Origin of the sequence: Chryseobacterium sp. D764 (assembly GCF_019317325.1) — a bacterium.
Lineage (GTDB): Bacteria > Bacteroidota > Bacteroidia > Flavobacteriales > Weeksellaceae > Chryseobacterium.
On sequence record NZ_CP079219.1, the window covers coordinates 4,227,242 to 4,238,975 of the forward strand.

Genomic DNA, 11,734 nt, shown 5'->3' on the forward strand with positions numbered 1-11,734 from the left:
GATGAAAAGTAAAAATTGGATATTCTATATAATTTTATTTTTTTTACTATTTGGATGTAAAAAAAATAATGATTCTTTTATGGTTGAAAGATTAAACCAAATAAATATTAATTATCTAGAAGTCATAAATAAATACAATCCTTTATTGATTAATCAATTTCCAAAAAAAATTAATAATTTGCCTGTAAAACTATCGTATAAAAATAATTCGTCAGAACCGTTTAATTATATTTATTTATTCGACTTTAATGTAGAAAAAAAAGTTGTAGATAGTATAACGTCCAGTACTCAGAGAAATGGGGGGATTTTAATAGACGCAAACTTTAGCACAAAGTCGATTGTTCTTAATACAAATCAGTTAAAAAAGATAAATCTAAGAATAAATAATAATGAAATGTTAGTTCCATATTTTTCAGATGAAAACTCAGAAAATAAAGAAGACATTATAAAAAAGGAAGACATGTATAGTTTAACAACGAAGGACGGCTTAGTTGATAAGTTTAAAACATACATTATTGACTATAATTATGATGACAAAATAAATCATAAATATTCAAAAGGAGTAAGTATATATTCAGAAAAAAAAATTGTTATTTATTGGACTATTTATTGGTAGAAAAATATGAAGAGTTTTATGCAGAAGATAGAAAAAATTGTAATAAGTATAACTTCTAAAATACTAGAATTTTTAAGTGAATTAATCAATTTTTGGTAGTATTTCAACTATGTTGATTTGATTAAAAATAATTAATATTGACTATCAAAAGTCTATGACTTTGAGTTGATAAAATAAAACCACTGCAATAGCAGTGGTTTTATTCATTTCCAGTATAGAGGAAAGCTTACGATAGAGGGTTATAACTTATTAAGTGCCTTATTTATCAAGCAATTTTTCCAGTCTGCTCATCACTTAATTTTCCCTTTTCTTTTAGCCCCCTCGCTCGTGTCCTTGAATAAAATAAAAACCACTGCAAAAGCAGTGGTTTTCTTTTAAAAAAGTCCTTGTACATCCTTATCAAAATACTGTGAACCACTTTATAAACAACCTCCAACCACTTAGTAAGTCTCTCCAGCCTCTTCATCAAGTGTCTTAAGACCGTTATTGAACATCCTCTAGCCCCTTATATAACAGGGTGTACCCCCTTACCCAAGGGGGTAGAAGGATATTAAAGTACCTGATAATCTCATTTTTCAATACACGAACTTTGGAATTAAAACAAATCGTATCAGAATATTTTAATTTCCTAACTTTGTAGTTCTCAATAACAAACAAAACTATGTCAATCACCAACGAAGATCAGATGATCGGAATGAAAAAAGTAAGTGAAGCCGTTGCATATACTTTGAAGAAAATGATGGATTATGCTGAACCCGGCATGACTACGAAAGATCTTGATGAATACGGAGCTAAAATACTGGAAGGTTTCGGGGCAAAGTCAGCGCCTTATCTGACTTATGGATTTCCAGGCTGGACGTGCATCAGCGTGGATAATGAATTCTGCCATGGTATTCCGACTGATCAAAGGATTTTGAAAGAAGGTGATCTGATCAATATTGACGTTTCTGCAGAACTTGATGGATATTGGGCCGATAACGGAGGCTCTTTTGTGATTGGGAAAGATATTCACGGACATCAGAAACTCGTGGAAGCATCCAAAGATATTTTGAGAAAGGCCATTGATAACATAAAAGGTGGTGTGAAAATAGCAGACATAGGTCATTTAATGGAAACAGAAGCAAAGAAAAGAGGTCTTAAAGTCATTAAGAACCTTGGTGGCCATGGAGTAGGACGAAGTCTACATGAACAGCCTGATGAATTGCTCAACTACAAAAACCGTTATGACACCAGACGTTTTAAGAAAAACTCTGTAGTCGCCATTGAAACTTTTATTTCCACTGATTCCAATCTTGCTATAGAATTAAAAGACGGATGGACTATGGTAGGAAATAAAGGTGGCTATATGGCTCAGCACGAACATACGATTGTTATCACCGATGGAAAACCTATCATTTTAACCGAAATGAACGAAATCCTGAATTAAGTACAGATTATTCTTGTGTGATTTGTAAATTACAAAGACACCAATTTCAATAAAAAAGTATTTTTTAGGCGCAAGATTTTATCATAATTTCGTTGCTGAAAATCTTTGATTTTCTTGCGCCTTAAAATATACATCATTAGTAAAAAACTTAGCGCCCTTGCGTTAAAACCCAACAATAAGTATTATTAAATCCCAAAGCTTCATCCAATCAACGTGTTGATTCCTTTTTTGTTCCCTTAAATTCAGTGTAAATAGTTGAAAACTTTGTGTTTACCATAAATCTCTCTTAGGAAAGATCATTTACAGCATAAAAATCTTTCAGAATACTTTCATAATCTGCTATAAAACCACTCTCCATAGTCCCTTCAATACGATACGTTTCCACATCTGTAATTCCTGTATAACTTCTGAAAACATCTTTGAGATAATCAGAAATATAATCCGGAGTTCCCTCAGTATTTCTTCCGCCGGAAGCAATAGCCAGATACACTTTTTTACCTTTAAACTGTCCCACACGATTCCATTGTTCATCAAAAACATAAGTCACTCCCGCCCGGATCAGCTGATCCAGCCATGCCTTCAAAGGAGTGGAAATTCCCAGATTAAACATAGGAGTTCCAATGACAATAATATCTGCTTCACGCACTTCATCCACAGTCGCATTGGCATACGAAAGAAGCTGCTTACTTTGCTCGTCATACAATCCCGGATGCTTATAAAACTCATGAATAGACACTTCATCAGCATATGGTGGTACATCTTTAATCAAATTCCGTACAACGACTTTATTGATAGTATGCTGTTGTAAAAGCTTTTCCAGAATGAGGGAACTCAATCTGTTGCTATAAGATAAATCTCCTCTCGCGCTGGAGATAATGTGCAGAATATTCTTCATACTTTATTTTTTGTTCTTATGACGATCTGATGTTCACAATGGGGACAGATGCATGTGCTTTTTATCAGTTTAAAATTGTAAAAAGCAGTATTCAGGAGAGTCAGCGATTGAAAAAGCCCGGTTTTAAATTGTTAAACAATAAATAGTTTGCTATATTTATGGGGTAAAACCACACCACAAAACTGATCTGCTATGAAAAAAGTTCTTTTAATCCTTTTGGGAATCGTTGTCATTCTGGCCGCTGTAGTGTTGATTAAAACTTACATCTATCCATTTAAGAAAAATGATATCGGAGCAGGTGAGGGATGGAAACCTGTAAAAAATGACTCTGCAGTGATGAGACTTTCAGGAGGAATAAAGGTTCCAACCGTTTCTACAGGAAGTTTAGGTGAATTCAATTATGCCCCGTTTGATCAGTTCAAAACCTATTTAAAAATATCCTATCCATTAGTCTATCAGAACACGGAAAATGTTGAAGTAAACCAATATGGGTTAGTATTCAGACTCAAAGGAAGCAATCCTGCTTTGGAACCTATTTTATTTCTTTCCCATATGGACGTTGTTCCTCCGGGAGATGCCGATATAAAGAATAATGAAGAAAATATATTCCGCCCGGATGATAAACCGGCAGAACCTGTTGCAAAAGTAGCGGAAGACTGGGATTTTGCCCCTTTTTCCGGAGCCGTAGCCAACGGAAGAATCTATGGAAGAGGAGCAATAGACATGAAAGGAATGTTATTTTCCTTAATGGAATCCATGAATTCTATGATTAAAAATAGGCAGATTCCACAACGCGATATCTATCTTGCTTTTGGTTTTGATGAAGAAGTTGGCGGACAGAAAGGAGCGATTCAGATTGCTGATTATTTTAAGAAAAAAGGATTGAAGTTCGATGCCGTTTATGACGAAGGCGGATTGATTATGAGAAAAGGAAACGTCGCAGGAATAGATACAGACGTGGCTGTCGTAGGATGTGCTGAAAAAGGTTTTCTTTCTGCAAAAATCAAAGTAAAAGGTCTTGGTGGTCATTCATCAATGCCTCCAATGGAAAGTGCTATCGGGAAAGCAGCTGTTATTATGCAGCGTTTGGAAGATGATCAGATGAAGCCTGTTATCACACCATTAATCAAAGAGTTTTTTAATAATATAGGAGGTGAAATGCCTTTTACAACAAGAATGGCACTGGCCAATCAATGGCTTTTAAAACCTGTTTTGATTTCACAGCTCACCAAAAATAATACAACCAATGCATTGGTAAGAACAACCACAGCCCTGACAATGATGAAAGGAAGTGACGGTACCAATGTACTTTCTCCTGAAGTGGAATTTGTGGTGAATTTCAGATTACTTCCCGGAAATTCAGTGAAGGATGTAAGGGATCATATTGCTAAAGCAACTGAAGGTTTCGATGTTGAGGTAGAAGAAATTGACAATACAAGAGAAGCTTCCGCGATTTCTCCAACCAATACGAAAGCTTTTAAAATGATAGAAGCCGGAGTCAAGGAAATTCATCCCGGAGCGATTGTCACTCCATATCTTACCATGGCAGGAACAGATGCCGGAAAATATGAGATTGTGAGCAAAAATGTATACAGATTCATGCCGATCAAGATCAACAGTGCGGAACAGCAGAGTATCCATAGCACCAATGAATACCTCAGTATCGAAAACTACCTGAAAATGATTCATTACTTTGAGTATGTGATGAAGAATTATGATAAGTAGATATCAATGATGAATGGTGAATGGTCAATTCTCTGCGCTTGTGAATTTTAATTCGTGTAAATCAATTTTTAACACAAAGTTCGCTAAGATATTTTAATGTTTAAAAACGATCGCAAAGGCGCTTCACTCAGCAATGATAAAGCAGCTATCCTAGCTGAACGAAGTGTCTTTGCGAACAAAATATAAAACGTTACTCAACAAACCTTGCGAACCTTAGCGTTAATAATGATTCACCATTGACTTTGCGAAGCAAAAATTGACTATTGACTTAATAATCTTTCAAATCTTTTCACAAAAAATATATTACGTCAAGTTTTGTCGCATTACGGGTATAGCTTTGTCATATCAAAATTACAGAGCTATGGAATTGCCATTTTACTTAAACTTTAACGACTTTGAACATAATTATTATGATAACCTTGAAAAATGGTTTGAAGAATATCATAATACCAGCGAAACAGATTATCTGAACGCTCTTGCGGAACTTTATAGTCCGTATGTCTATTACAATTTTGGAGATGACATGTTAAAGCCGGATGCTTCCATTGAAGTCAAAGACTGCTTTTTTCCTTATCATGAAAAAATCGGGATTTCTTTCTGCATTGATTGTGAAAACGGAACTTCACCAGCCAATGGGATGAATCAGGTTTTTGAATTTAAAAATATTTCCATGATGGAATATGCCCAGCATATTCTGGATAAGATCAATAAGTTTTGTTCAAAAAATGCCCAAACTCTGGACGGTACCAAAAATATTCAGGATTATATCAATAACTACACTATTATTACATCCATGGAAGGAGTAGGGTATTGTATCAGCTACAACCGTCATCAGAAAGCAATTCCTTTTTTAAAAGCTTATCTTCCGTATTATGGTCAGACAGTTAATATGGCAGTATACAGAGATTTTCTTTTCTCTGTTGTGCAGATTGCAGAATTCATAGATCAGAAACTGAAGACAGTACATGCTTTTAAACAAACTATTTATGCCCGCTCAAGAGCTGAAGCCAAATTCAATGTACAATTGAGCCGCCAGTTTCTGACTTTGTGCAACTAAGATTTTACACCAAACATTCATACTTAATTATATTGCAGGGAAACTTATGTTTCAAACAAAAATCCCGGTCAGTGATGACTGGGATTTTGTTGTATATAATGTGTAAAATTATTTTTTGCTATCTCTTTCTGTAAGGAATATTCCAGATCAGGTCTGCAGCCAGATAATGAACCCCTCCATGATGAATGCTTCTGCTGTCTCTGATCAGGTCATCCATATATCCTATATCTACGGTAAAAGGCGAATTAGGGATTGTAAACATATAGTAAGCTGCAATACGCATTTCACGATACCCGAAAGAACCCCATTGAGAATCAGGTTCATTGAGATGGCTGATTGAAAATAAGGCTTCTGCACTCAATGCCAGCTTTTGATTGTTTTTAGGAGATAAATTATAGGTTAATTGACTCTTGATACGGGTTCTGAACTGAAAGTCTTCCTCTACTTTATGAAAACCTGCATCAAAAAATTTCCTGAATTCCTGCCGCATTGTATTTTTTAGTTTCCATTTCTTTCCAAGGTCAAAAGTGTATGCATACCTTCCGTAGATTCTGAATTCCTGTTCCGTATTTTCTTTATCATAAGGAGCGGTGCTTTCGTACTGGGGCTGGCGGCGGTAGCTGATTGCATAACTGTACTGCTGATGGGGAGCAAAAGAATGGTATACCTCATGATTTAAAACAATGATCGCCTGTTTTGAAAATAAGTTATGATGATCCGGACTGCTTTTTCTTCCGATGGCAATATAACTCAACGCCTGTTTCTTTCCCAGAGAATCCAGCTGTCGTTTCACTCCAAAGGCACCCCAGAATGCATTATTGGTATCTCCTAATCCCGGTGGACTGATCTGTGCTTTGACAGATGCTCCTAGACATCCTAATAAAAATAATCCTGCAAAAATTTTCTTCGTGTTCAACATGATGGATAGCTGTTTTACTGTTAATTTTAGATGACTGCGAAACCATAAGATGAAAAAAAATACCGTTGAAACGCAGAGAGAATACTTCGTGATCGCAAAATTATAAGCTTTGTTCATAGAATGTTTATTCAAAATCTTTTAATACTGTTTAAAAACATGACAAAATAAACACCTGATTTAGGATAGAATTGGGAATAAAACATTCAATGCTTTTTTATACAAGATCAATTGTGGATAAAATGTTGATAACTTGTGGAAAAGCTATATGTGCGCGCAATATCAAAATCGCCGCAACATTCAATATTGCGGCGATTTAAAAATTATGGAACTTATTTTTATGATCCTATCCTGCTTTACACATTGCATCCCAGGTTGTCCAGAAATGAGCATTGATCGATCCGGTAGGAGGATTGGTGCTGTCAGCTACAATACCTACCATGGATGCACAGTTAGAATTACAGCCTATCTCATTGTGGCTTCCGTTCTGAGGCGGAATCTGACGCCATGTGCCGGTAGATCCGCTTAGTAATTCTACCTTAATCTCAAAGATCCCTGAAAGATTTGGAGTCTGAATTTGCTTGGTCGGATTTTCACTGGAAATGGTATCACTCCAATTTCCTTGCGAAAATGTTACCCGCCATGTAGATATCATTCTGGCAGTGTCGTTTTGAGGGGAAAGATATACCCAAAACTGTGCTCCGTTTCCAAGTACTACCTGGCCGGAAGAATTTGCATTTACACTTGTTGATGTCATATTGGTTTGGTTTTTAGTTGATTAGATTGTAATTCAAAGTAACGAAGAACCAGACAGATGTTCTATAGTGTAAATTACCAATTATGGTCTTAGGTATAAATACTTATGAAGTAGAGAATTGAATATGAACCAAGAATTCTGACCAAAAAATAAGCCTGTGCTTCATTAGCACAGGCTTTAATTTTCTTGCAGAGAGGAAGGGATTCGAACCCTCGATACAGTTACCCGTATACTACCTTTCCAGGGTAGCTCCTTCAACCACTCGGACACCTCTCTTTTTGAGATTGCAAAAATAGTGTAATTTCTTTAATATCCAAATTATTCCTGCAATTAATCCGTAATTTCTCCACAAAGGCTTCTGGTGAAATTATCAGCAAAGCTTCCGGAGTAGCTTGGGTTATCAATAAGGTGCATTGCTTTGGTAATAGCCGTTTCTGCAGTCATATCCCTTCCGCTGATTGCTCCGATTCTGGAGAAAATATTGCTGTTCTCATACTTTCCGAATGAGATACCTCCTGAAATACATTGGCTTACCACTACGATTTCCGTTCCGTTATTTCTGATTTCCTGAAGCGTTTCCTGAGTTTTTGCACTGCTGAAAATGGTTCCTGAACCGAAAACCTGAAGAATAAGAACCTTCATTTTAGGAATTTCTCTGAAATGGCTTAAGTGCATTCCCGGAAAAATCCTCCAGAATAAAATATCTTCAGAAATATGTTCATCAACATGAAATTCTACTTTCGGGTCACAACGGAATAAATTATCTTTAATAATATTCAAGTGAACTCCGGATTGTCCCAGAATAGGGTAATTCGGGCTTGAATAGGCATCAAAATACTCAGCAGAATATTTCAATGTTCTGTTTCCTCTTAATAATTTGTACTCAAAATAAATGGCAACCTCCTGAATAACCGCTTCATCGTTCTCGTAAAGGCTGGCATAATAAAGACTGGTCAGAAGATTTTCCTTGGCATCTGTCCTCAGATCTCCAATGGGAAGCTGAGAACCGGTCATGATTACAGGTTTTCTTAACCCTTTTAGCATGAAACTTAATGCGGATGCTGTATAAGACATGGTATCTGTTCCATGAAGAATGAGGAAACCATCGTAGTCGTTATAATTTTTGTGAATATAATTAGCAATCACTCTCCATTCTTCGGGTCCCATATCCGATGAGTCCAGTGGTTTGGCGAAAGGATGAACGAAGACTTCGCATTCCATGAGCCTCATTTCGGGCATCTTTTCAAATATATTACCAAAATCAAAGGCACGGAGACTTCCGGTTTCATAATCTTTTTCCATTCCGATGGTTCCACCGGTATAGATAAGCAGGACTTTTCGCTTCATGTACTATTTTTAATTAAGAATTGGAGCCCGATTAGGGTTCATAGGTCAAAATTACGTTAATTTGCAAAGATTTGAAAATGAATGAAACGCTTATATCAAAATTTTATAAAAATAAGATGGCAATCGTAGGCGTTACATTGGGCTATTGGAAAAAATAACTAAATGCAGATGAGTGATTTATCGCAGACTTATGAATATTTAAAACAGTTTTTAACCGAAGAAAGACTGGCAAAAATTGAACATTTTTCGCAGGAAAGTTCAGACTTTGTGCTTCCGGTTGTAGAAGATGTCTATCAGTTTAGAAATGCAGCTGCAATTGTACGTTCTGTGGAGGCTTGCGGCTTTCATAAAGTGGTCGCTTTACAGGAAGAGTATAGTTTTGAACCCAATCTTCGGGTCACAAAGGGCGCAGATACCTGGGTTGAGGTAGAAAAGCTTCCCCGAAATATGGAATCTTTTCAGAGTATTAAAGACAGAGGATATAAAATTGTGGTGGTTTCATTAGAAAATAATGCTAAAATGCTGCCTGAATATGAAATTACAGAACCGATTGCTTTAGTTTTCGGAACTGAAATGGAAGGAGTTTCCCAGGAGATTTTAGACTTTGCGGATGAAACGCTGGCTATCCCGATGTATGGTTTTACAAGGAGCTTCAATGTTTCCGTAGCAGCTTCAATCTGTATGTATGAATTGAAACAGAAGCTGATCAAATCTGATATTGATTATAAATTAAACGAAGAAAAACTTTTAAGGATGAAAATCCTTTGGACGGTAAATTCAATAAGAAGCGGACAACAGATCTTTGAAAAATATCTGAGAGAAAATAATATTGACTGGAAATAAGTCATTCAAAAATAAAAAAGAGAAGGCTCATGAACCTTCTCTTTTTGTTATCTATATCATATTATAATAATTCCATGCGGCGACAAAAACACCTGCTGTTTCTGTTCTAAGCCTTTGATTTCCGAGTGATACAGCTTTTACTTTATTGTCTGCCAGAAATGCAATTTCCTTTTCAGAAAAATCACCTTCAGGACCTATTAAAAATGTAAGCTGTTTCAGTTGAGGAATATTTTTAAGATCAATTCTTTCTAAATTTTCATGACAGTGTGCTACAAACGTATGGTCAGGATCAGTATTTTTCAAGAAGTCCGTCAGTTTTACAGTGTCATTGATGACCGGAAAATGAAATCTCAGACTCTGTTTTGATGCAGCAACAGCCTGTTTTCTGATTTTATCAATATTAATATTTTTACGTTCGGTTTTCTCCGTTACAATAATACTGATCTCAGAAATACCCATTTCTACAGCCTTTTCCACAAAGAATTCAATTCTGTCGATATTCTTGGTAGGAGCAATAGCAATATGAAGTTTAGGAGTGAATTCCGGCAGGCTTTCTTTGATTTCAGATACCTCAATACCTGCTTTTTTACCTTCTATAACCAGTTTTCCTGAAGCCAGCTTTCCTTTTCCATCCGTCACATGAATGTCTTCACCATCTCTCATACGAAGTACTTTCACAATATGCTGCTGTTCTTCATCATTGATGATGACCCCGTGATCCGTTATTTCACCGTAAAATAGTTTCATATATCCTGAGTTAAGAAGGCAACTCCTGTTTTTATAGTTGTGTAGATATCTGTATCACATTCACGGTAAGAACACATGTATATTTCTTCAATCCAGATATTGTTAATAAAAATCAGATTTAAATATTCCTGTTTTCTTAAATTATTTTTGATTGATAAATAATCTCCTTCTTTTGGAGTATAAGGAAAACTGAAAAGATGCTCAGAGTTTATTTTTTTTATAATTTCCTCTTTTATATCCTGAATATATCCTGTCTCAGAACTTGATGGAAAGTAATCTAAGGCATGTTCTACATCTTCATTTTTTCCTGTAACCGTTTCTAATACCCAATAATATTTTGAATTCTTTTTAGAATGCGTTCCCAGTATTTTTTCTTCTAAGAGTATTTTCATAAATCGTATTTTGCTGTTGCCGAAGTTCTCAAATCTGTAAATTCACCTCTCTCAAACTTCAGTTTCGCTACCATGGCAATCATCGCAGCATTATCTGTGGTATATTCAAACTTGGGGATGTAGATACTCCAGTCCAGTTTTTCTTTGTTGTCTTCCATTGCTTTTCTCAGCGCAGAGTTGGCAGATACACCACCTGCAATAGCAACTTTATTGACGTTGAGATCCTGGGCTGCTTTTTCAAGTTTATTCATCAGAATCTCAATGATAGATTTCTGTACAGATGCACACAGATCATTTAGGTTTTCCTTAATGAAATCCGGATTTTTTCTGACTTCTTTCTGAATAAAATACAGTACCGAAGTTTTAATACCGCTGAAAGAATAATCGTAGTTTTCCAGCTTCGGTTTGTTGAATTTAAACGCATCAGGATTCCCTTCTTTGGCAAGTCTGTCAATGATAGGTCCGGCAGGGTAGTCAAGATCAAAAATCTTTCCGATTTTATCAAAAGCTTCTCCTGCGGCATCATCAATGGTTTTTCCGATAATTTCCATATCGAAATAGTCTTTTACCAGTACAATCATGGTGTGTCCGCCACTTACCGTAAGACATAAGAATGGAAAAGTAGGCGGCACAGGATTTGCATCTTCGATGAAATGGGCCAGAATGTGGGCTTGAAGATGATTTACTTCAATTAAAGGTACATTCAGGCTCATAGCCAAAGACTTAGCAAATGATGTTCCTACAAGAAGAGATCCTAAAAGTCCCGGTCCGCGAGTAAATCCTATAGCAGAGATAGCATTTTGTTGTATATTTGCTTTAGAAAAAGATTTTTCAACAACGGGGATAATATTTTGCTGATGGGCCCGTGAAGCCAGTTCAGGGACAACACCACCATATTCTTTATGGATGGCCTGGTTTGCGGCAATGTTTGAAAGAATAGAATTTCCCTTGATGATAGCTGCTGAGGTGTCGTCGCAGGACGATTCAATACCTAAAATTATAGAGTCGCTCAT

The 11,734-nt window shown here is 36.0% G+C and carries 12 protein-coding genes and 1 tRNA gene; 5 read left to right on the plus strand and 8 right to left on the minus strand.

All coding sequences use genetic code 11. From position 1 onward, the window contains the following. Position 1: 1 nt before the first annotated feature. A complete protein-coding gene (locus KYG33_RS19320) occupies positions 2-616 on the plus strand; it encodes a hypothetical protein (RefSeq protein ID WP_077414001.1) in 615 nt (204 codons plus the stop codon). Between the two features lie 661 nt (positions 617-1,277). Beyond that, entirely contained in the window at positions 1,278-2,042 is a 765-nt protein-coding gene (gene map, locus KYG33_RS19325; RefSeq protein WP_077414003.1) for a type I methionyl aminopeptidase, read from the plus strand. Between the two features lie 286 nt (positions 2,043-2,328). Here the strand turns inward: map and KYG33_RS19330 are convergent, their stop codons facing one another. Further along, a complete protein-coding gene (locus KYG33_RS19330; protein WP_077414004.1) occupies positions 2,329-2,937 on the minus strand; it encodes an FMN-dependent NADH-azoreductase in 609 nt (202 codons plus the stop codon). Between the two features lie 192 nt (positions 2,938-3,129). On the opposite strand from KYG33_RS19330, the gene KYG33_RS19335 reads away from it, so the two are divergent. After that, positions 3,130-4,662: a M20/M25/M40 family metallo-hydrolase gene (locus KYG33_RS19335; RefSeq protein ID WP_219072256.1), complete on the plus strand. Its 1,533-nt coding sequence runs from the start codon at positions 3,130-3,132 to the stop codon at positions 4,660-4,662. Positions 4,663-5,023: 361 nt separating this feature from the next. Further along, positions 5,024-5,719, plus strand: coding sequence for a hypothetical protein (locus KYG33_RS19340; protein WP_077414006.1), 696 nt, complete (start codon positions 5,024-5,026; stop codon positions 5,717-5,719). Between the two features lie 118 nt (positions 5,720-5,837). Here KYG33_RS19340 and KYG33_RS19345 read toward each other — a convergent pair whose 3' ends face one another. The 4 genes from KYG33_RS19345 to KYG33_RS19360 all read right to left on the minus strand — a co-directional run bounded on the left by KYG33_RS19345 (position 5,838) and on the right by KYG33_RS19360 (position 8,739). Next, the gene (locus KYG33_RS19345) at positions 5,838-6,638 is read right to left on the minus strand and encodes a DUF2490 domain-containing protein (RefSeq protein WP_219072257.1); all 801 of its coding nucleotides are present in this window, start codon (positions 6,636-6,638) and stop codon (positions 5,838-5,840) included. A 343-nt stretch (positions 6,639-6,981) separates the two neighbouring features. Further along, positions 6,982-7,392, minus strand: coding sequence for a hypothetical protein (locus KYG33_RS19350; RefSeq protein ID WP_180565226.1), 411 nt, complete (start codon positions 7,390-7,392; stop codon positions 6,982-6,984). Between the two features lie 189 nt (positions 7,393-7,581). Then, positions 7,582-7,668, minus strand: a tRNA-Ser gene (locus KYG33_RS19355). Positions 7,669-7,722: 54 nt separating this feature from the next. Continuing rightward, entirely contained in the window at positions 7,723-8,739 is a 1,017-nt protein-coding gene (locus tag KYG33_RS19360) for an asparaginase (protein WP_077414009.1), read from the minus strand. A gap of 162 nt (positions 8,740-8,901) precedes the next feature. Here KYG33_RS19360 and KYG33_RS19365 point away from each other — a divergent pair, with 162 nt between their 5' ends. Continuing rightward, positions 8,902-9,582, plus strand: coding sequence for a TrmH family RNA methyltransferase (locus KYG33_RS19365; protein WP_180565228.1), 681 nt, complete (start codon positions 8,902-8,904; stop codon positions 9,580-9,582). A gap of 51 nt (positions 9,583-9,633) precedes the next feature. Here the strand turns inward: KYG33_RS19365 and KYG33_RS19370 are convergent, their stop codons facing one another. From KYG33_RS19370 to tsaD, 3 genes are read right to left on the minus strand one after another with little or no spacing between them, the layout of a single operon-like run. After that, positions 9,634-10,329: an RsmE family RNA methyltransferase gene (locus KYG33_RS19370; protein ID WP_077414011.1), complete on the minus strand. Its 696-nt coding sequence runs from the start codon at positions 10,327-10,329 to the stop codon at positions 9,634-9,636. Continuing rightward, positions 10,326-10,721, minus strand: a complete 396-nt coding sequence (locus KYG33_RS19375) for a hypothetical protein (protein ID WP_077414012.1) — start codon at positions 10,719-10,721, stop codon at positions 10,326-10,328. Before KYG33_RS19375 ends, KYG33_RS19370 begins: the two co-directional genes overlap by 4 nt. Next, complete coding sequence (gene tsaD, locus KYG33_RS19380) at positions 10,718-11,734, minus strand: tRNA (adenosine(37)-N6)-threonylcarbamoyltransferase complex transferase subunit TsaD (protein ID WP_077414013.1); 1,017 nt, start codon at positions 11,732-11,734, stop codon at positions 10,718-10,720. The genes KYG33_RS19375 and tsaD overlap by 4 nt, the downstream gene beginning before the upstream one ends.